The sequence below is a fragment of the Nonomuraea sp. NPDC050022 genome (assembly GCF_044460705.1).
Lineage (GTDB): Bacteria > Actinomycetota > Actinomycetes > Streptosporangiales > Streptosporangiaceae > Nonomuraea.
The window spans coordinates 524320-544052 of the sequence record NZ_JBITKE010000001.1; the positions used below are offsets into that span (position 1 = coordinate 524320).

Annotated in this window: 25 protein-coding genes; 15 read left to right on the forward strand and 10 right to left on the reverse strand. The window is 67.1% G+C overall.

Features of this window, described 5'->3' with window-relative positions:
* Positions 1-81 precede the first annotated feature (81 nt).
* Positions 82-279: a hypothetical protein gene (locus ACIBO2_RS02335; protein ID WP_397294922.1), complete on the reverse strand. Its 198-nt coding sequence runs from the start codon at positions 277-279 to the stop codon at positions 82-84.
* A 362-nt stretch (positions 280-641) separates the two neighbouring features.
* The gene (locus tag ACIBO2_RS02340; protein WP_397294924.1) at positions 642-1202 is read right to left on the reverse strand and encodes a hypothetical protein; all 561 of its coding nucleotides are present in this window, start codon (positions 1200-1202) and stop codon (positions 642-644) included.
* 126 nt (positions 1203-1328) lie between these two features.
* Between ACIBO2_RS02340 and ACIBO2_RS02345 the strand changes: the two genes are divergently transcribed.
* The 4 genes from ACIBO2_RS02345 to ACIBO2_RS02360 all read left to right on the forward strand — a co-directional run bounded on the left by ACIBO2_RS02345 (position 1329) and on the right by ACIBO2_RS02360 (position 6186).
* Positions 1329-1925, forward strand: a complete 597-nt coding sequence (locus tag ACIBO2_RS02345) for a hypothetical protein (protein ID WP_397294926.1) — start codon at positions 1329-1331, stop codon at positions 1923-1925.
* A gap of 728 nt (positions 1926-2653) precedes the next feature.
* Complete coding sequence (locus ACIBO2_RS02350; protein WP_397294928.1) at positions 2654-4078, forward strand: IS1380 family transposase; 1425 nt, start codon at positions 2654-2656, stop codon at positions 4076-4078.
* A gap of 1235 nt (positions 4079-5313) precedes the next feature.
* Complete coding sequence (locus ACIBO2_RS02355) at positions 5314-5649, forward strand: hypothetical protein (protein WP_397294930.1); 336 nt, start codon at positions 5314-5316, stop codon at positions 5647-5649.
* 186 nt (positions 5650-5835) lie between these two features.
* The gene (locus ACIBO2_RS02360) at positions 5836-6186 is read left to right on the forward strand and encodes a hypothetical protein (RefSeq protein ID WP_397294932.1); all 351 of its coding nucleotides are present in this window, start codon (positions 5836-5838) and stop codon (positions 6184-6186) included.
* 13 nt (positions 6187-6199) lie between these two features.
* On the opposite strand, the gene ACIBO2_RS02365 is transcribed toward ACIBO2_RS02360, so the two are convergent.
* The 3 genes from ACIBO2_RS02365 to ACIBO2_RS02375 all read right to left on the reverse strand — a co-directional run bounded on the left by ACIBO2_RS02365 (position 6200) and on the right by ACIBO2_RS02375 (position 7137).
* Entirely contained in the window at positions 6200-6358 is a 159-nt protein-coding gene (locus tag ACIBO2_RS02365; protein WP_397294934.1) for a hypothetical protein, read from the reverse strand.
* Between the two features lie 129 nt (positions 6359-6487).
* A complete protein-coding gene (locus tag ACIBO2_RS02370; protein WP_358547498.1) occupies positions 6488-6658 on the reverse strand; it encodes a hypothetical protein in 171 nt (56 codons plus the stop codon).
* Positions 6655-7137 carry a hypothetical protein gene (locus ACIBO2_RS02375; protein WP_397294936.1) on the reverse strand — a complete coding sequence of 161 codons (483 nt, stop codon included), beginning with the start codon at positions 7135-7137 and terminating at the stop codon, positions 6655-6657. The genes ACIBO2_RS02370 and ACIBO2_RS02375 overlap by 4 nt, the downstream gene beginning before the upstream one ends.
* Positions 7138-7199: 62 nt before the next feature.
* Between ACIBO2_RS02375 and ACIBO2_RS02380 the strand changes: the two genes are divergently transcribed.
* Positions 7200-7661 carry a hypothetical protein gene (locus ACIBO2_RS02380; RefSeq protein ID WP_397294938.1) on the forward strand — a complete coding sequence of 154 codons (462 nt, stop codon included), beginning with the start codon at positions 7200-7202 and terminating at the stop codon, positions 7659-7661.
* On the opposite strand, the gene ACIBO2_RS02385 is transcribed toward ACIBO2_RS02380, so the two are convergent.
* Positions 7596-8546 (reverse strand): phage minor capsid protein, encoded by a 951-nt coding sequence (locus ACIBO2_RS02385; RefSeq protein ID WP_397294940.1) that lies wholly within the window; start codon positions 8544-8546, stop codon positions 7596-7598. The two genes, ACIBO2_RS02380 and ACIBO2_RS02385, sit on opposite strands and share 66 nt — an antisense overlap.
* Before the next feature lies 1 nt (position 8547).
* Positions 8548-8688: a hypothetical protein gene (locus tag ACIBO2_RS02390; RefSeq protein ID WP_397294942.1), complete on the reverse strand. Its 141-nt coding sequence runs from the start codon at positions 8686-8688 to the stop codon at positions 8548-8550.
* A 232-nt stretch (positions 8689-8920) separates the two neighbouring features.
* Between ACIBO2_RS02390 and ACIBO2_RS02395 the strand changes: the two genes are divergently transcribed.
* On the forward strand, positions 8921-9211 hold the full coding sequence (locus ACIBO2_RS02395) for a hypothetical protein (RefSeq protein ID WP_358547486.1): 291 nt from the start codon (positions 8921-8923) through the stop codon (positions 9209-9211).
* 96 nt (positions 9212-9307) lie between these two features.
* Here the strand turns inward: ACIBO2_RS02395 and ACIBO2_RS02400 are convergent, their stop codons facing one another.
* The gene (locus ACIBO2_RS02400; RefSeq protein WP_397295704.1) at positions 9308-9664 is read right to left on the reverse strand and encodes a DNA adenine methylase; all 357 of its coding nucleotides are present in this window, start codon (positions 9662-9664) and stop codon (positions 9308-9310) included.
* Positions 9601-9960, reverse strand: a complete 360-nt coding sequence (locus ACIBO2_RS02405) for a DNA adenine methylase (protein WP_358547483.1) — start codon at positions 9958-9960, stop codon at positions 9601-9603. Before ACIBO2_RS02405 ends, ACIBO2_RS02400 begins: the two co-directional genes overlap by 64 nt.
* Before the next feature lie 349 nt (positions 9961-10309).
* Here ACIBO2_RS02405 and ACIBO2_RS02410 point away from each other — a divergent pair, with 349 nt between their 5' ends.
* Entirely contained in the window at positions 10310-10531 is a 222-nt protein-coding gene (locus ACIBO2_RS02410) for a hypothetical protein (protein ID WP_358547480.1), read from the forward strand.
* 459 nt (positions 10532-10990) lie between these two features.
* Here ACIBO2_RS02410 and ACIBO2_RS02415 read toward each other — a convergent pair whose 3' ends face one another.
* Positions 10991-11683, reverse strand: coding sequence for a site-specific integrase (locus ACIBO2_RS02415; protein ID WP_358547477.1), 693 nt, complete (start codon positions 11681-11683; stop codon positions 10991-10993).
* A gap of 582 nt (positions 11684-12265) precedes the next feature.
* Between ACIBO2_RS02415 and ACIBO2_RS02420 the strand changes: the two genes are divergently transcribed.
* The 8 genes from ACIBO2_RS02420 to ACIBO2_RS02455 are packed head-to-tail and all read left to right on the forward strand — an operon-like array spanning position 12266 to position 19728.
* Positions 12266-13177 carry an SDR family oxidoreductase gene (locus tag ACIBO2_RS02420; protein ID WP_397294946.1) on the forward strand — a complete coding sequence of 304 codons (912 nt, stop codon included), beginning with the start codon at positions 12266-12268 and terminating at the stop codon, positions 13175-13177.
* Positions 13174-14052, forward strand: coding sequence for an amidohydrolase family protein (locus tag ACIBO2_RS02425; RefSeq protein ID WP_397294948.1), 879 nt, complete (start codon positions 13174-13176; stop codon positions 14050-14052). Before ACIBO2_RS02420 ends, ACIBO2_RS02425 begins: the two co-directional genes overlap by 4 nt.
* Complete coding sequence (locus tag ACIBO2_RS02430; protein WP_397294950.1) at positions 14049-14507, forward strand: MaoC family dehydratase; 459 nt, start codon at positions 14049-14051, stop codon at positions 14505-14507. The genes ACIBO2_RS02425 and ACIBO2_RS02430 overlap by 4 nt, the downstream gene beginning before the upstream one ends.
* A gap of 33 nt (positions 14508-14540) precedes the next feature.
* On the forward strand, positions 14541-15860 hold the full coding sequence (locus tag ACIBO2_RS02435; protein ID WP_397294952.1) for an MFS transporter: 1320 nt from the start codon (positions 14541-14543) through the stop codon (positions 15858-15860).
* A gap of 16 nt (positions 15861-15876) precedes the next feature.
* The gene (locus ACIBO2_RS02440; RefSeq protein WP_397294954.1) at positions 15877-17424 is read left to right on the forward strand and encodes a long-chain fatty acid--CoA ligase; all 1548 of its coding nucleotides are present in this window, start codon (positions 15877-15879) and stop codon (positions 17422-17424) included.
* A gap of 38 nt (positions 17425-17462) precedes the next feature.
* Positions 17463-18512, forward strand: a complete 1050-nt coding sequence (locus ACIBO2_RS02445) for an aromatic ring-hydroxylating dioxygenase subunit alpha (protein ID WP_358547463.1) — start codon at positions 17463-17465, stop codon at positions 18510-18512.
* 5 nt (positions 18513-18517) lie between these two features.
* The gene (locus tag ACIBO2_RS02450) at positions 18518-18772 is read left to right on the forward strand and encodes a hypothetical protein (RefSeq protein WP_358547460.1); all 255 of its coding nucleotides are present in this window, start codon (positions 18518-18520) and stop codon (positions 18770-18772) included.
* Entirely contained in the window at positions 18769-19728 is a 960-nt protein-coding gene (locus tag ACIBO2_RS02455; RefSeq protein ID WP_358547457.1) for a PDR/VanB family oxidoreductase, read from the forward strand. Before ACIBO2_RS02450 ends, ACIBO2_RS02455 begins: the two co-directional genes overlap by 4 nt.
* The last annotated feature ends 5 nt before the right edge of the window (positions 19729-19733 follow it).

A 19733-nucleotide genomic window follows, 5' to 3' on the forward strand; every position in this document is an offset into this window, starting at 1 on the left:
GTGAGATTGCCACCAGTGTGATCGTGGTGTCTCCGATAGGCATGACAGAACTCCTTCGGGGTTGAGAAGGGCTACCGGCGCTCACAGCGAGCCATCGAAGCGACGACCCTTGAGTTCCGGAACCCAAGGAAAATGGATAGGCTCGACCAGGGCATACACTCGCCGGTTCAACCGGACGCGGGCTTCAGAATTCGCGAACTCGCGGGAGACTTGGGTGAAGCGCAGTTCGGGGTCGCTGGTCAGGTTGCCGATGATGGTGATGGTGGTCTCGCCGGACATAGCGGGCTTCCTTCCTTGAGGCCGGGGTTAGTGGGTGCCGTTGCGGTACAGGCGGCGGAGGTAGGCGTAGAGCTGCCAGCCGAGGCGTGGCCGCATGCCGGTGCCGTCGCGGGCGCGGCAGGTGCGGTTCTTGCCGCCGGGGCGGCATCGGTTGCATCGGCCCCAGGGGCCACGCCAGGCAGACGATGATGTAACTGAGAGTGATTGCCAGTAGGCAGGCCGCTAGAAGGGCGAGGACAGTGGCTATGTGAGCCCCCAGGGCCGTTTCCGGAGTTTCCGCAGGTCGGGGTCTAGGTGCTAGATCGCAGGTCGGGTGCCGTTTAGGGCTCTAGGCGGGCCTCTGGACCTAGAGGGGTCTGCCTCTAGGTCCAGAGGCGATCGGCTGGGTTACGACGCCTTGCCTCTGTCACGCTGGGTGAGTGCGGTGGCGATGTCGTCTCGGGTGATACCGATGCGGTTGCACCCTTGCCGCCGCCCTCGGGCGTGCCCCAGACCTGCATGGTCTTGATGCCGTACGGCTTGCGCGCCGTGGTGAGCTGAGCCGTCTTCGCGCCGCCCTCCAGGCGCGCCCACAGGCCGTAGATGTTGGGCCGCAGTTCGGCGAGGCGATCCACGATCGTCTCGTTCCAGACCTTGGTCTCGGACAGCGGGACCACGGCCAGGATGTCGGCGAGCAGGTCGAAGGTGGGTGCGTGCTGCTCGGGCGTCTCGCCGAGGGCGTGTCCGCTCAGTGCTCCCGTGCTGGCCCGTAGCGCGTGGGCGCGGTCGGCGATGCGTTGCGTGGCGGGCGTGTCCAGGTAGGCGTTGCGCACCAGCTTGGGCATCGGGGTTGCGCCGAGCAGGTAGCCGATACCGGCGTCCACCTTCGGTTGGAAGACGGTGGCGCGGATGCCGTTCTTGTAGGCGGACGTGCCGAGGATCATGTCGTTTTCGAGCTGGCCGGCGACGCGCAGACAGAACCGGATGGAGGGCGGGGGTAGCGTTTGTCTCCTGCCTTCCACCGCAGCTGCACACACTGACCTCAACCAGAGCAACCGAGAGGTGTTTGCGTGGCGTACGAACCTCTGGCTCGCTATGAGCGCATCCTCGATGAACACCAGTGGATGGACGAGAGCATGAACTGGCTGGTTGTCCAAACTCTCGGACCAGCACCCGGAAGCGTCGACTCCATCGGCGCACGCTTGTCCAAGTTAGGCGTCTGTGATGTCGACATGGAGATGGACCCCCGGGAGGGCTGGGCAGAGTATGACGGCCGACTGGCCGTGTCGGTCGACCTTCAGCAAAAGGGCTACTTCCTCTTCTCGGACACAGACCTCTACGACGAGAGCCCTATCCGTGAACTGAGCTTGGACGGATGCCGAGTCTGGGCTTTAAGAGCCGTCTTGGAGCAACACGAGATGATCTACGCCTTCGACGGCGAGATCCTCATGACGTGGAACACCTTCCGTATCACCGACCGGCCACTCGCACATGACCCGATCGACGAGGACATCCAATTCCTGCAAGAGGTCTGTGCGGAGGAGGGCAAGCGGTTCGATATCGCCGCGATGATGGCAGTGTTCGAGCTAGGCAGCGGAGTCGCCATGGACGTCAACTGGGCCAGCGCGCCGCGGCCAGCCGTGATCATCAGTGACCCTATCTGGTAAGCCCTCCAAGGGTGATGTGCCTGCCGCGTCCTCCGCTCCGTCTTCAGGGGATCGGGATGCCGGATCACGAGCGAAGCGCGAACCGTGGTCTTGAGCCCAGCCGTCTCCGACATACAGCACGTTGGCCTCCCCATGCTCTGGTGGCGCGAACCAGGTAGTCATCTGGGATTCCGCCACCTAATGACTAAGTGCTCACGTCGACCAGACAGGCACGACATCCGTCGACCACGGATAACGCGCGGGCCGTCGCCAAGGATCCTGAGGCGTACACCGATAACGAGGCGCCGCCGAGCGATGTCGCTTGAACCTGGCCGGTGGCGCTGGACACCACGTCAGCAGGAGGCTCGCTGCATAATCGTGGGCCATGTGTGGGCCATCCATGGCCCTGATCGAGTGACATTCGTGAATTGTCCCTGGTCAAGGGCATGCCCACCAGCAAACCTGTAATGCTCTCCAGAGCCGGGTGCGTAGGTTCGAATCCTACAGGGGGCACGCGATCTTGATCAGCGGTTCCGGCTGCTGACCAGGGCGAACATCGTACGAACGGGCGGGCCTCCAGTCTCACGGAGTCTCGCCCGTTCTCGTTGACGCTCACTAGCCTCGGCGATTCACGGCGGCTGATGAGAGTTCAGACCGGATGATCGGTTAGACAGCAAAGCGCGCCCCTGATCTGGAAGATTACGGATTGTCGAGATCAACAACCTTCCAGAGCGAGGAGCACTCTTCGCGTGCAGACTATCCCGAAGTGGATGCAAGGGCTGGCGGTCACGGTCGGCGGTCACGGCGTGGTCTCTCACGTCGGTACGGCAGGGCTGCGCATGCTGGCGTTCAAGTCCGGCCTGACCAGCGAACTGATGGCCGCGTTGCGGGTGCGGGGCCGTCAGATGAGGCACGATCGGGGCCAGGTGTTCACGGATCTCGGTGTGATGATCGCCGATGGCGGGACGGCGATCCGGCACATCCGCACCCTGCGGGACCAGGGCGAGTTATTCGGGCCGGTGGCCTTGGCATCGACGGCGTGGCGGGCGCTGGCGGAGGTGACCGCCCGGCAGCGAGACAAGATCGCCACCGCGCGGGCCAAAGCCCGGCGGCGGGTGTGGAAGTTGCTCGCCGCACGGCACGGAAGCGCGCCGGCCTCGCGAACCTGCTACGGCGACCTCGGCGACTGGATCGTGATCCGGCTGGATGCCACCATCCAGCTCTGTCACAGCGACAAAGAAGCCGCAGCCGGGACGTTCAAGGGCAGCTTCGGGTTGTTCCCGCTGACCGCCTGGTGCGACAACACCGGCGAGTGCCTGGCCATCAAACTGCGTCCGGGCAACGCCGGCGCCAACACCATCGCCGACCACCTCGAGGTGCTGGCCGCCGCGATCGCGCAGATCCCGCCGAAGTACCGCAGAAGAATCCTCATCACTTGCGACGGGGCCGGCGCCACGATCGAGCTCCTGCAGTTCATCACCACGTTGAACACGCGCAGCTGCCGGGCCCACTACTCGGTCGGCTTCGACCTCGATCAGCGCGCCCGCACCGCGATAGCCGCACTGCCGGCGCAGGCGTGGTCGTGCGTGCTGGATGAGGCAGGCCAGGCCCGGCCCCTGGAGGAAGCGGGCGCCGCGGAGCTCACCGGCCTGCTGCGGTATTCGGCCGGTGGCGACAAGCTGGCCACCTGGCCGGCCGGTATGCGCATCCTGGTCCGCCGGGAGAAACCCGCCTCCGGCGCCAAGCTGACCGATTTCGAGAGGGCGCGCGGCTGGCGCTATCAGCTGATCGCGACCAACACGCCGGCTCCCATGCTGCCGCTGCAGCAGGGTGAGGCGCGCCACCGCGTCCATGCCCGGGTGGAGGACTTCATCCGCTGCGGGAAGAACACCGGTTTGGCCGGCCTGCCCTCCTGGTCGCTGGCCATCAACCAGGCCTGGTGCATCGCCGCCGCGATCGGCTGTGACCTGCTCACCTGGTTTCGCCTGCTGTGCTGCGAGACCGAACTGGCGATCGCCGAACCGTTCACTCTGCGCTACACACTGCTGCACACCAGCGCCCGCCTGGTTCGTGGCCAGCGACGACGCACCATCAAGACCCCCTGCACCTGGCCCTGGGCCGATCAGGCGCAACGCGCCATCTCATCCGTTCTGGCGCTGCCCGCTCCCACCTGATCACCAGCCCGCCCCTGACATTACGACCGGCAAGACCCCAACCGGCCCGTGGAACCCGGCACCACCGGCGTGACCGCCGGCCCAGCCCCCTGCCAAGAAGCCGAATCGAAGATCAACAAATCCGGCAGCTGGCACGCAGGGCGAAGCCGCCCAAACCCGTGAATCATCGAGGCAAGTGATCGAACATCGTTGGCCCTCCCCGAGCCGGACATGAGGAAGGCCCGCGCCAGGCGGCCTCAACAACAGATCAGGCAGGCTTGCCTCGGCGTGCTGAACGGCGAGGTATTGCCCGCCTCGGACTAGCTAGTCAGTTCAGAGATGACCGCTCGCGCTCTCGAACGCGTGAACATACCGCCGATATACCGCCTGTCTCTAAGGTCTTTTGACGACAGCAAGGCACACACCCCATGAGAGGGCACCATGCGACTGGGAAACATAGCCGTGGCTGTTGCGGGCATTACTCTGCTGGGCGCAACCCCCGCATCGGCGGCGAGCTACTGGAACTCAGCCGCGCCGACGGCGGCCACGGGCGTGGGCAACCTGAAGACGAAGACGGTCCGCATCGGCAATGGGGAGAGTTCACGATTCAGCTTCGCGTAGGAGATGGTCGTCGTACTCCTACATCTGGGCTCGCGCACCCAAGGACTCCGATGCGGACAGCCATCACATCTGGCTGAAGGTCTACAACCCCAAGACGGGAAAGTGGGACAGCAGGTTCGAGTCGATCAAGAACACGACCTACACCAATGCGCACCGGGCCATCGCTGGCCGCCACTACAAGGCTGCGCGGATGAGTCCATTCTCGACGGAGGCCCGCTCAAGTGCACCGAATCCTGGGTGGTGTGACGCGCCTCCTACATCAGGACAAAGCCAAAATCTTTGTCGACCGCGTTGGCAAGTGGGTTGGCTGATGCGCCCTCGGCAGTCGCTCTCGATCTTGTACTCGTTTACACGGACATGATCGGGAGCGGTTGTTTCCGTGCGCTCACCTCCTATTGCAAGATCGTCTCAGCCGTTCACCGCAGCTCACAAGTCGATTGACGACTGCCTCACTAGTCCGTGATCGACCAACCCAAATCACGGTGTCTGGCTTTCACCTGACGTGGCTCTCGTCCCGCCATCCGTATGCCCGCTTCGGGCGCACAGGCGCAAACAGCGCTGGAGCCAACTTGTAGGCCACGCCCCCACTGCCCCCGGGTTGTGACGGGCGAGGCCCAAACCCTGGAGAGACGGCGATGTGGACAACGCTCATTATCTTCATCGAGCTTGGGTGCTTGCTCCTTGTGGTGGTGCCCAAGGCTCCGTATTGGATGCAGTCCGCTCAATACAAGAATCGTGAGCCCCACGAGCCCGCTGGCTGGGCGGTGACATTCAACCGCGTGGCGGGGATTATCGGTTTGGTGGTGTTCGCGTTTTTCTTTCCCGCAGCCTTCGAACACGACCAAAAGCCCGGCACAGGGCAGTCCACCCGGCAAGAAACCGAGGAGAAAAGCGAACCAAGCCCCTTCTTCACTGAGCAGAAGAAGTGCGACTCAACCTTCCCCTACGACGAACTACCGTGCAAAAGGTGAGTACGGACCATAAAGCAACCGCGATCGTCGCCGCCATCCTTCTACGCGTGGCATGCTGTACTGCTGTTGACACTAACAATGAGCCGCAATCCGTCGTGACGGTCCGCGAAACGGCCACGATCCAGGTGACGGTCACCGCGTCTCCCGAGCCCCTTCCCGCCCACCGTGGCCCCCACCCTGGACTGGTTGGAGGACACCGACGTCGACTCCACGTCCCTCACCGGCGACGACGCGGAGATCGACATCCATGTGGCCTACATCGTCGACGAGGATGACCGGAACAACGCCCAGGTCGACTTCGTGCCTATGAACGACGCCAAGCTCAATGTCGCGTCGGGACAGGTGAGCTCCCGCGCCGAGTGCGAGGCGGTGGCCCAGGCGATGCCCGCGCACGACGGGAACGGCCGGCAGATGATCGGGGCACGCAAGGATGACATCGTTTGCGTGAGAACCGCGAACGGGACCGTCGCCCGGCTCCAAGTGATCAAATTCGGCGAGGACACCGTCACCTTGGACGCCACCGTCTGGAGACGCTGACTCAGGCGTGCCGCTACGGGAAGGTGTAGATGTCCGCCACGTCCACCCCCGGGAAGAATCCCGGCGGCAGCTCGGCCAGCACGTGCGAGTTCGCCCGCGCCGAAGGGCAGGCATGCCCGTCCCACCCAGACGGCGGGACACAGGGGACGCCACTGGTCAGCGGCCTTGGCACATCCCGCGCAAGGACCACTCCCAGAGAGACTCGACGACTCAGCCACCACGTAGGGGAAGAGTGGGCTTTGGGTGCGTGAGGATCATGGATGGACTGACCCAGCTCGATGCGTAGTGTACCGCCAGGGCGTCAGGCCGGCGGCCGGTACCTAAGGTAGGTGCGCACCCACAGCACGGCGAGCGCCGAGTTGAGGGCGTCGCCTGTAGGGTCGTACGGGCATTCGGCGATCGGGCGGGCGTGGATGGCCGCCCACCGCGCCGTGGTGATCGCGGCCCGCCGGTCGAGGTCGGACAGGCTCACCGGCGCTGCTCCCTTGCTCTGCGGGCGGCCTTCACATCGGAGGCACGGCCGAGCATCTGCGCCCGGAACTCCACCAGCGTTATCCGGGGATGCTGCTCCCACCAGGCGCGCAGCTCGTCGGAGGCGTAGCGGTCGGCGCGGGACTGCGGCCCGGACAGCAGGGCGCGGCCATCAACCCCGGCCGCCCGCCCCGCCCGGTTGGTAAGGACGCCGCGCGTGTACCGTTCGGCGGCGATGAACTGCGTCTCCAGCCACTCGTCATACAGGCGGCGCACCACCTGGTCGAGCGGCTCACCCGGCAGCCGCTGCAACTCGACGTGCGACCGGGAGCTCTCACGCCGCACCATGTCCGGGTCCAGCCCATACACCTGCCCGTACGCGTCGAACTCGTGCACGCCGTCCGCGACCAAGCCGGAGACCTGGCGATCCTCCTCGGTCTCGTCGTCCCGCCACGACCAGTTCGGGTCTGTGGCCGACACCCGCTCACGCCCAGCTCGTCCAGCAGCCGCTCCAGCGCGGGCCCGTCGCCAGCGTCGGAGAAGTGGCGCACGAGGTCAAGGATCTGGTCGTCGCTCGCCTGCGCAAAGTCGTCGGGCAGATCCGCCACCGCGGCCGCCACCTTCTGCTCGCGCTGGACCATGCGCTCGTCGTCGCGCTGCTCGAGAACCCGAGTGATCCGGTTGACGGCTGCCTCGTCGTCGGCGTGCTGCCCGAGCAGCGCTGCCAGCTCCTCGTCCGGTCGCTTCTCCAGATTGCGCGGCAGCATCTTGGCGCGCCGCCGATCGCGGCGAATCGGCAGGCCCGACTCCTTGGCATGCTCCTTGATCTGCTCGTTCAGCGACTCCGCGCGCCGCTCGGCTCGATTACGGTCTTCCTTGTCCAGCGCAACCGACGCCTGCCGCTTCGCGGCCCGCAGATCCCGCTCCATGCGGCGCATCTACCGCGAGTCGCCGTAGTCGGCCGGATGCTTGCGCACCGGCGGCCTCTTCGTCGCGCCCGGTAGGTACGCGCCGAGGTTGTGCCCGCACCCGGGATGCAGCAAGCCAGCCGTGCGGGCCTGCTCGACGGTGCCCTCCACGAGTACATCGACCATCTCGTCTGACACGTACGACAGTTCCTGACGCCAGCCGATCCGGCCTGACTGGGTGAGGACCTTCCCCTCCCAGAAGTCGCACTTCGGGCAGGTGAACGGCAGTCTGGACACGATCACGAGATCGACGCCGTTCTCCTTCAGCGTGGCCAGGTGACCGTCCACGGCCGCGCGTGCCATCGCCGTGCGGACGGCCATCTCGGTGTACGTTCCCATCGACCACGACCGGCCCTGCGAATCCGTGAAACCGGTGATGCCCTTGCGTGCGAACATGTCCAGCGCCCGCCGTGTCGTCTGCTCTCTGCTCTCCGCGCCGGTCAGCGCTCGGGCCGACACCTGTGCAACCACCTGAGAGAACACGTCCTGCGTCGTACGCAACGCCCCCATAGGGACGCTCTGCACGCTCTGCACCGTCTGCCTGGCCAGCTCAATAACACCCTGGCCCTGGCCGATCCGCTTCGCGTTCCCGAGATGCGTCAGGTCCGTCATCGCGCGCTGCACGCCGCGGCGCCAGGCCCCGTCGACGCCGGCCGTCACGAGCTTTTCCGACAGCCGCTCCAGGCGGCGCACCACACGGTCGGCCTGGCGGCGCAGCTCCCGCAGCTCCCGCAGCTCCGCGAAGCGAACCCCTTCCCACTCGGGCTCACCGAGCCGGGCGACCAGCGCTTCCGACACGACGCGCAGCAGCTCCCGCTCCGCGTCGTAGTAGATGGCTGTTACGGCGCGGGCGTGGTCGAGAGCGGCCTCGATCTGCTCCAGGTCCTGCTGCGCCAGAGCCTCGGCCGCCGCAGTGCTCACGTCAGTCCTCGCCGTCCGCATCCGGGACAAGAACGTCGTCGAGCCTGTCCGGATCCGGGACGGTCAGCCCGAGCTCGTCGCGCAACCTCTTGACCTCGCCCGTGATCTGGTAGTCATCCCACTCCGGGTGGATCAGGCGCACCTTCGACTCCAGGCTGATGGCCTGGGCCCCCGAGCCGATGGATGATGGTGGTCATGAGCGATGTCGAGGGCGTGTGGGCTCGCATCCGGGCCTACGTCGGACAGGAGTTCCGCACGATGACCGGCCTGCCCTTCACCTATGAGATGCCGGGCAACTACCTTCATGTCAGCCGGACGAACCGGAACCTCTCGGTCGTTGGCCCGAGGACGCGTATATCGGTGGATGCCGCATCGTGCAGGTCCTCTCCAGGAGGCAACCTGGATCACCGTGGCAGACCTACGCGGATCGTCCAACCGTCGAGGATGCCGACGCCGTCATTTTCGTTGATCTCACCGGTGAGACGCCGGACTTTTATGTGGCACCGGCGTCGTGGGTGCGGGACGACGTCCGCACCCACCACCAGGCATGGCTGGCCAGCATCGGCGGCACCCGGCCGCGGAACCCGGGTAGTGATCACGCCGCGATAAGTGTGGAACGACTCCGGCGATGGCATCAACGCTGGGACGTGCTGCAAGCCAACTGAGGCTGCGGTAACTCTTTTCGCTTGGCCATATGCCAGCTCACTGAGGAGACCAACGCCGAACTATGCTCGGAGGACGGGAGCGTACTTGAGCCGGCGCTACCTGTTGACCCAAACTGACTCGACCGCGTGCCGCCGCTCGTCGGAGCTGGACGCGCGGACGCGGTAGTCGATGCGGCGCCAGTCGGCGAGTAGCTCGTCGTACAGAGGCGAGCGGTAGCCGGACAGCACGATCGCGGACTTACATGCGGCGAGCACCTCCAGGAGGCGGCGGTGCTCGGGCTCGCGGTCCATCTCCTGCACGTAGTGGCCGGACCCGAAGATGTTCCGCGTGGAGCGGAGGTAGGGCGGGTCCACGTACATCGCGGTCGTCGGCGAGTCCATGCGGCCGATCAGCTCGAAGGCGTCGCAGTTCTCGATGAACGCCTCCCGCAGCCGGGCTGCATGCCAGCGCAGCGCCGTGGCGGCGTGTCGCCGAGTTCGGCGGCCTGGTGCTCGGCGCGGGCGTACGGCGTGAACTCGATCGCCCTGATCAGGGTGCGGGGCCGGTCTCGGAGCGTCTTCATAAAGCACACGAGGTCGCCGTTGATGTCGTTGATCGTTTCGATCGGGATGGGGTCCTTAGCGAAGAACACCGCGGCACTGCCCGCGAACGGTTCGCAGTACACCTCGTGCGGCCCCAGCAGCCCAGCCAGGAAAGGGGCCAGCCTGCCCTTGGCGCCGTAGTACTGAAATGGAGGGCGCAACGCCACGGCGATCCTCCCTTAGGGCGGCCCGTATAGTCCTGAACAAGTGTTCTAAAAAATATTTTAATGATCTTGGAGCCTGGCATTTGCGCCATGAGGTCATTACCCAGCGACAATTGCCACATCGCAGGGCTTGTGTCACCGAGCGTCCATAGAGCGCACAGTGCCGAAGTGTGCTTCAGGCCGCGACATACCTACGACATACCGGTTCTAGCGTCGTTCGCGTCAACAGCTCAAGTGCAGAGGAGGCTCAATGCGCAAGATGGCCGCGCCACTCGCTCTGGTTGCCAGTGCGTTAGTCCTCGCCAGCCCGAGTCCAGCTTCCGCAGAACCTCCATCGCCCAAGGAGGGTGACGTGACGGTCCTGGACGCAGTCGCCGACTGCGTCGAGCGGAAGACTTGGAGTGACGGACTCTGGAGGATGGCGAGAGCCAGCAATACCTGCTCAACCACCAAGTACGTCAAGTTCGTCTTTGCCAATGGCAAAGACAGCGGGTGTTACACGCTCAAGTCTGGATATTACAAGGATTTCGGGAGGCTTGCCCCCGCCCGTTTTGACGGTTTGGTCAGGTGCTGAACTCCTGCGTCCGGATCTATCGTCTGATGTCATCGGCGCGGCAACCTGGTTGGCGCCGCGTGGAAGATCGCGGCTGAGACCTGGCGAGACGCTCGCCTCTCACGTCGACCCAGTTCGTCGCAAACTACCCGCATGCACGCGCACGACGAACTGGCTACCAATGCGCAAAGCTAGCGGCCGACGCCAACCCGCAGGGTCACCCTGACAGGGACGACTATATGGCCGCCCTCATCCGGCTCAACGCTGCCCTCGCTAACGAAGACGTCGATCAGGTGCAGTAGCGCGTCGCTGTCATGACGCGTTCGACGTCACCAGCGGCACTGAACCGGGTGAGGCCACCGGATCTGCACTCCTCGATGCCGTGATCGCCCTGGGCGCACGCTGGTGCGGGTGACAGCGCGATGAGTTGCGGCGGAGGCGAAAGCTGGTGATTCCTTCACGATGGGTCACCAGCTTTCGTCATTCCAGAGCCGACGCGACCAACTGGGAAGGGTCTCTTTCCAGTTGGCGTCCGGAGCGCACATACCCCATGGTTGTGTCCATTGACTCGTGATCAAGTGCTTCCTTGATCTCAAACGGGTCCGCGCCCAGCTCCGCAGCCAGCGACGCCCACGTGTGCCGCAGCACGTGCGGAGTGACCTTCGCGAGGATCCCGGCCTGACGGCCGATGCGCGTCACCAGGGCCGACGTCGACGACCGGTAGAAGCGGCCTCCGGTGTCTGTCACGAAGATCAGCCCGGTGAGCTGCGACACCTCGACGCCAGCTAGGCGCGCCCGATCCTCGAGGTACCGGTCGATCGCGTAGCCGGTCTCCGCTGGGAGGCGGCGCTTCTTCGGCTTGGTGCCCTTGCCGGTGATCCGCAGTATCCGTAGGCCCCGCTCGTACCCGAGCGCCGACAACTCCGCCGAGACCGCTTCCTCGATCCGGACCCCGGTGTGCAACGCGACCCGGACGAATAGGGAAACATCATCGGGCGCCGACCCTCCTTCCAGAGGGTCGGCGATTTTGCTGGTCAGGGCTTTGATTGCGGGCAAGTTGTCCTCCTTGACGGTGATGCGGATGAGCCCTTCGCGGGTGTCCGCGTGGTAGCGGAGTTCGAGGTTGAAGGCGTCGAAGAGTTTGCGCTGGAGGTCCTCGGTCGTGTCCAGCATGCGGTCGTCGTGAGCCGATCCGCGCGGGTGTCGCCGTGCGTGGGCTTCTGAGGGAGCTCGCGGCATAGAGCCTCGATGCGAGCAGCGCTGAAGACGCGGGCAGCGAAGAACTCCTGCACCAGGTCGAGCAGATCATCTTCGCGGACGCACAGGCTCTTGGGGTGGCTGGCATGCCAGGCGCTGCGATCCTTGTAGCCGACATACGCCACTTGATCCGCGCGCCCAGTATGCGTTACGGGCGCAGGGGAAGCTCGTCGAGCTCGGACGTGGCGAGCGTCGCGGCGCCGGGTTCGTAGCAGCACGGCGACGTTGTCGCCCAGGCTTAGCGCGGCCGGCATCGACTCCGCGCCCTTGGCTCCGGGAGCGATCCACAACCTGCCCTGCAGCGGCTGGTCCTGCTCGTCGTCGTGCTGCACAGGCATGGGCGTCGTGCTTCACAGGCATGGGCGTCGTGCTTCACAGGCATGGGCGTAGACGGGGCCAATGTCGGGCAAACTCTTGACTTAGGTTGAAATTGTGCCCAACGTGGTGCCCGGCGACGTTGCCGCGTCGGTGGACTTCTAGCTTGTTTGGGTGGAATAGATGGATTTGTCGGGCAAGGTGGCGGTGGTCACCGGGGCCGGTCGCGGTCTCGGCCGGGCCTACGCGGAGGCGCTCGGCGCCGCCGGAGCGGCGGTCGTCGTCAACGACGTGGACGCCGCGGCGGCCGCTGAGGTGGCCGAGGCAGTCGTCGCCGCGGGCGGCAAGGCCGTGGCCGAGGCAGGCGCGGTCGGCTCGGCGCAGGTCGCGCAGCGGCTGGTGGAAGCGGCGGTCAAGGAGTTCGGCCGGCTCGACGTCATGGTGACCAACGCCGGCATCCTGCGGGACCGGGTCCTGTGGAAGATGTCCGACGAGGACTTCGACGCGGTTGTCGAGGTGCACCTGCGGGGCACGTTCACCTGTGCCCGCGCGGCCGCGGCCCGCATGCGCGAACAGGGCGAGGGCGGCCGGCTCATCCTGATCTCCTCGCCGGCCGGTCAGCGCGGCAACTTCGGCCAGACCAACTACGCCGCCGCCAAGGCCGGCATCGTCGCCATGGCCCGCACCTGGGCCATGGAGCTGGCCAGGGCGAACATCACGGTCAACGCCGTCGTCCCGGTCGCGGCCACCGAGATGACCAAGACGATCCCGGCCTTCGCCCCGATTCTGGAGGAGGTCGAGCGCACCGGCGGCCCGCTGCCGGACCGGCTGCGCAAGGACGAGGGCCTCGGCACGGTCGAGGACGTGGCCGGGCTCATCGTCTACCTGGCCTCCGACGCCTCCGCGGGCGTGACCGGGCAGGCCGTCGGCATCGGCGGCGACAAACTGGCCCTCTGGTCGCACCCGAAGGAGAAGGCCGTCGCGTACGCCGACGGAGGCTGGTCCGCGGACGCCATCGCCGCTTCCTGGGACACCGGCGTCGGCGCCGAGCCGGAGACGTACGGCATCCCCGCGCCGAAGACCCCCACGTCATGAACATCGACGAGCTGGTCGCGATCGACGTCCACACCCACGCGGAGATCTCCAAGGACGGGCACGGCTCGCTCAGCCCAGAGCTGTTCGGCGCGTCGGCGGACTACTTCGGCGCGCACGAGCGGCCGACCATCGCGCAGTCGGCCGCCTACTACCGGGAGCGGCAGATGGCCGCGGTGGTCTTCACCGTGGACGCCGAGCACGCCACCGGCCACCCCCGCATCTCCAACGAGGAGATCGCCGAGAGCTGTGCCGAGCACCCCGACGTGCTCATCCCGTTCGCCAGCGTCGACCCGTGGAAGGGCCGGGCGGGCGCACGCGAGGCCCGCCTGCTGGTCACCGAGTACGGGGTGCGAGGCTTCAAGTTCCACCCCAGCATCCAGGGCTTCGCGCCGAACGACCCGATGGCCTATCCCCTCTACGAGGTGATCGAGGAGCTCGGCGCGGTGGCTCTGTTCCACACCGGCCAGACCGGCATCGGCGCGGGCGTGCCGGGCGGGGCGGGCGTCCGGCTGAAGTACTCCAACCCGATGCTGGTCGACGACGTGGCCGTGGACTTCCCGCACCTGAAGATCATTCTGGCGCACCCGTCGTTCCCCTGGCAGGACGAGGCCCTGGCCGTCGCCACCCACAAGCCGTCGGTGTACATCGACCTGTCCGGCTGGTCCCCGAAGTACTTCCCGCCGCAGCTCGTCCGGTACGCCAACACGCTGCTGAAGGACAAGGTGCTGTTCGGCTCCGACTACCCGGTGATCACCCCGGACCGGTGGCTGGCGGACTTCGCCAAGCTCGACATCAAGCCCGACGTCCGCCCCAAGATCCTCAAAGGCAACGCCGCGCGCCTGCTCGGCCTCACCCCCAAGGAGACACAGTCATGACCACCGTCGCGAACGGTCTCACCGAGCTCAAGGCGCTGGCCGGGCAGGACCTCGGCCACACCGGCTGGCAGGAGATCGCACAGGACCGGGTGAACCTCTTCGCCGAGGCCACCGACGACCACCAGTGGATCCACGTCGACCCGGAGAAGGCTGAGGACGGCCCGTTCGGCGGCACGATCGCGCACGGTTACCTGACCCTCGCCCTGCTCATCCCGCTCTTCAACGAGCTGCTCGAGATCCAGGGCATGAAGATGAGCATCAACTACGGCCTGGACAAGGTGCGCTTCCCCAGCCCGCTCAAGGTCGGCGGCAAGATCCGCCTGGCCGCCAAGGTCGCCGAGGTCGAGGACGTCCCCGGCGACGGCGTCCAGATGTCGCTCGACTTCACCGTGGAGATTGACGGCTCGGCCAAGCCCGCGTGCGTCGCCCGTGCCGTCTACCGGCACTACGCCTGAACCTCCCTTCCGAGATGTGAGGAGCCCCCACTCATGTCCAATCCCGTCCAGCTGCGCCGCGCGGTCGCCTCGAGCTTCCTCGGCAGCGTCATCGAGTACTACGACTTCCTCCTGTACGCCACGGCGTCGGCCCTCGTGTTCAACAAGGTCTTCTTCTCCAACCTCGACCCGCTGGTCGCCACGGTGGCCAGCCTGGGCACGTTCGCCACCGGCTACCTGTCCAGGCCGATCGGCGGCGTCGTGTTCGGCCACTTCGGCGACCGGCTTGGGCGCAAGCGCATGCTGGTGCTGACCATGGTGCTGATGGGCGCGGCCAGCTTCATCATCGGGCTGCTGCCCACGTACGCGCAGGCCGGGGTGCTCGCCCCGATCGCGCTCGTCCTGCTGAGGGTCCTGCAGGGGGTCGCGGTCGGCGGCGAGTGGGGCGGCGCGGTGCTGATGTCCGCGGAACACGCCACCGGCCGCCGCGGCCTGTGGGCCAGCTTCACCAACGCCGGGGCGCCGTTCGGGATGGTGTTGTCCACGGGCGCGCTGAGCGGCACCGTCGCTCTCGTCGGCAACGAGGCCTTCCTGGCATGGGGCTGGCGGATACCGTTCCTGATCAGCATCGTGCTGCTCGCCATCGGCCTGTTCGTCAGGACGCGGGTGGAGGAGACCCCGGTGTTCAGCGCCGCCGTCAAGGAGCGCGCCTCCAGGGCTCCCCTGCTGGACGTGCTGCGCGACCAGCCCAGGACGCTGCTGCTCGGGGTCGGCGTGGGGCTGGCGGCGTTCGTGGCGCAGGGCACACTCACCACGTTCCTCATCGCGTACGGTGTGGGGGCCGGTTTCGAGCGGCAGACCGTGCTGAACGGGCTGACGCTGTCATCGGCGCTGGCCGTGCTCGGCATCCTCGGCTGGTCGGCACTGTCCGACCGGATCGGGCGGCGGCCGGTCGTCCTGACCGGCGCGCTGATCATGGCGGTCTTCGCGTTCGCCCTGTTCCCGCTGGTGAACACGGGTAACGCCGGGCTGCTCACCGCCGCGCTCGTCCTCGGCCAGGCCGTCGTGCACCCGATGATGTACGGTCCGCTGGCCGCGCTCTACACCGAACTGTTCAGCACCCGCACCCGCTACACCGGAGCGTCGCTCGGATACCAGCTGGCCGGGCTCGGCGCCGGGCTGGCTCCCGTGGTGTTCGCCCAGATCCAGGCCTCCAACGGCGGCGGCGGGACCCTGGTCATCTCGGCCGTCATCGCCGCCGCGTGCCTGCTGTCCGTGGTCTGCACCCTGGCGCTCAAGGAGACCAGCCACGGTGATCTCGCGGAGCCGGTCGTCTCCAAGACCGGCAAGACCGCCAAGACCGCCACGTCCTGACGCGAGAGGTACGCTCATGCAGAACTCCGGGATCGGTGGCTGGCCGGCGCGGCGGGCCATGATGTCGCCGGACCGCACGGCCTTCGTCTTCGAGGACCGTTCCCTGACCTACGCCGAGGTCCACGAGCGGGTGACGCGGGTGGCGGCGCGGCTGCGGGACAGTGGCGTGCGGGCGGGGGACCGGGTCGCCTATCTCGGGCCGAACCACATCGCGTTCGCCGAGACCATGTTCGCCACGCACGTGCTCGGCGCGATCTTCGTCCCGCTGAACTTCCGGCTCGCGGCGCCCGAGATCGACTACATGCTGGGGCACTGCGGCGCGAAGGTCCTGATCCACGCGCCGCAGTGCGCGGACGTGGTGGCGGCGCTGACCGGCACGCCGCGTCCGGATGAGATCATCCCGCTCGACGCCTACGAGAGCTGGCTGGCGGCGGGGGATCCCGCCCCGATCGACGTGCCGGTGGCGCAGGACGACATCGCGCTCATCCTCTACACCTCCGGCACCACCGGCCGGCCCAAAGGCGCCACGCTGAGCCACGCCAACCTGATCTGGAACACCTACAACATGCTCATCGGGGTGGACGTGACCGGCGACGAGACGACGCTGGTCAGCGCCCCGCTGTTCCACGTGGCGGCGTTGAACCAGACGTTGCTGCCGACCTTCGCCAAAGGCGGCCGATCGGTGATCATGCCGTCGTGGGACGTGGACGCCTGTTACGACCTGATCGAGAAGTACGGCGTCACGTGGATGTTCGGGGTCACCACGATGTTCGCCGCGTTCGCCGCATCGCGGCGCTGGGCCGGGGCGGACCTGTCCTCGCTGCGAACGCTGATGTCCGGAGGAGCGGCGATCCCGCCCGCGCTGATCCACGCGTACCAGGAGCGGGGGCTGGTGTTCTGCCAGGGATACGGGATGACCGAGACCTCACCAGGCGCGACGTTCCTGGAGGCCGGTCAGAGCACGCGCAAGGTCGGCTCGGCGGGCGTGCCCGTCTTCTTCGCCGACGTGCGTGTGGTCCGGGCCGACCTCGCCGACGCCTTCCCGGGCGAGCCCGGCGAGGTCCTCATCCAGGGTCCGAACGTCACCCCCGGCTACTGGAACGACGCCGCGGCCACCGCCGCGGCCTTCGCCGAGGGCGGCTGGTTCCGCTCCGGCGACGTCGCCTACCGCGACAAGGAGGGGCACCTGTACATCGTGGACCGGCTCAAGGACATGTACATCTCCGGCGGCGAGAACGTCTATCCGGCGGAGGTGGAGGCGGTCCTCTTCGAGCATCCCGCGGTTGCCGAGGCGGCGGTGGTCGGCGTCGCGGACGAGACCTGGGGGGAGACCGGTCACGCGTTCGTGGTGACCCGTCCCGGGCACGCCGTCACGGGGAAGGAACTGCGCGAGTTCCTGCTCACCCGGCTGGCCAAGTACAAGATCCCCCGGTACGTCACCTTCGTCGACGACCTGCCGAAGACCAGCTCCGGCAAGATCCAGAAGCTCAGGCTCCGGGACCCTGCGGTTCCAGGGACATTCGTTTTCCGGCATCCGGAAACCGCCGTTCCGCGGCGCCGGTGACCCGGGTCACCATCGCTCCATTGTTGAAGGAGCCGCCCATGTCACTCATCCCCCGCGATCAGTGGTACGTCGCCGCGTACGGCCGCGAGATCGGCCATCGGTTGTTCAGCCGCACCATTTGCGATGAGCCCATCCTGTTCTGGCGGACCCGCGCTGGGACCGTCACCGCCATGTCGGACCGATGCGTGCACCGCCGGTTCCCGCTGTCCGAGCCGCCCAGCCGGCTGGTCGACGACCAGGTGGTGTGCGGCTACCACGGCTTCACCTACGGCGCCGACGGCGGCTGCGTGGCGGTCCCCGGCCAGACCCGGGTGCCGCGGACCGCCCGGCTGAAGAGCTACCCGGTCGTCGAGCAGGACTCGTTCGTCTGGGTCTGGATCGGCGACCCGGTCAGCGCCGACGCCACCCGCATCCCGCGGGCGCCCTGGCTGGGCTCGCCCGACTACACCACCGTGTCCGGGATGGAGCCGCTCAAGGCCAGGTTCGGGCTGCTGGTGGACAACCTGCTCGACCTGTCGCACGAGACGTACCTGCACGGCGGGTACATCGGCACCCCCGAGGTGGCCGCCACCCCGATCACCACCGAGGTGGACGAGGAGGCCGGGATCGTGTACGTCAGCCGGCACATGGACGACGCCGAGTGCCCGCCGTTCTACGCCAAGTCCACCGGGCTGACGGGGCGGATCATGCGGTGGCAGGACATCGAATATACGCCGCCGTGCCTGTACACGCTGCACTCGCGGATCGCGCCGCCCGGAGTGCTGCCGAACGCCGACGGCACCGACCCGGACGCCTTCCACGTAGAGGTCGTGTACGCGATCACGCCCGAGACCGAGCACACCACGCACGACTTCTGGGCCGTGGCGCGGGACTTCGCCCTGGCCGACCAGGGTGTGTCGGACTTCCTCGCTGAGAACAACCGGACCGTGGTGCTGCAGGATGTGGCCGCGCTGGACGTGCTGGAGCAAGTGATCGCGTCCGAGCCGGAGGGACGTCAGGAGCTGTCGATCAACATCGACACCGGCGGGCTGGCGGCGCGGCGCATGCTGGCCAGGCTCGCTCGGCAAGGCCTCGGCAGCCGGGTGTGACGGGCATGGAACCGACCCGCGTACTCACCGGGCGTGAGGTGCTCCGAGTGGTGTGGCTGCCGGGTGACGATGTGTTGCGGGGCATGTGCCACTGCGGCGCCACCCACATCGCCGAGGGGCCGATCGAGGTGTGGGAATGGCTCCTCTCCCATCCGGTCGGCCACTTCCCCGAACCGGCCCTCGGCCCGCCTGCGGTCGCTTCAGCCCTAGAGCAGGCACACGGCCCAGCGGCGCCTTCCGGTGCGGGGGTGACCCGATGACCGCAGTGGGGGGCGTATGTGGCGCGGCCGAGCGCAAGGTCGTCGTGCGGGCGCGTGAGCAGGTGGCCGAGGGGGTCGTCGCGATCGAACTGCGTGATCCGGCCGGTGAAGAGCTGCCCGTCTGGACGCCCGGTGCGCACATCGACCTGGTGCTCGGCGGCGGCGACCTCGTCCGCCAGTACTCGCTGTGCGGCGAACCGGCCGACCGGACGACGTGGCGGATCGCCGTGCTGCGCGAGCCCGACGGCCGGGGCGGCTCGGCCTACGTGCACGACGAGCTCCACCCGGGCGCCACGATCCTGACCCGTGGCCCCCGCAACAACTTCCCGCTACACCCCGCTACTCGCTACCTGTTCATCGCCGGCGGGATCGGGATCACTCCCATCCTTCCCATGATCACCGCCGTCGAAGGCGCCCAATGGCGCCTGGCCTACGGCGGCCGCACAGTGGCGTCGATGGCGTTCGCCGGCGACCTGCGTGCCACCCACGGCGACCGCGTGCTCCTATGGCCGCAGGACGAGTACGGCCTGCTCGACCTCGACACTCTCCTGGCGGAGGAGCCCATGGACACCCTCGTCTACTGCTGCGGCCCCGCCCCGCTCCTGGAGGCCGTCGAGGCGCGTTGCGCGAACCGGCCGCTGCACGTGGAACGCTTCGCCTCGAAAGACACGAACGCACCGGACATGACCGGTGCGTTCGAGGTCGAGCTGACTGCCTCCGGTCTTACCTTGATGGTGCCGCCGAACCGGTCGATCCTGGAGGTTGTGGAGAAGGCGGGCGTACACGTCCTGACCTCGTGCCGGGAGGGCACCTGCGGTACCTGCGAGACTCCTGTCCTCGCCGGTGTCGTGGACCACCGCGACTCGCTCCTCACCCCCGAAGAAAAGGCGGCGAATGACGTGATGTTCGTCTGCGTCTCCCGCGCCGCCTGCCCCAAGCTGGTCCTCGAGCTCTGACTTGT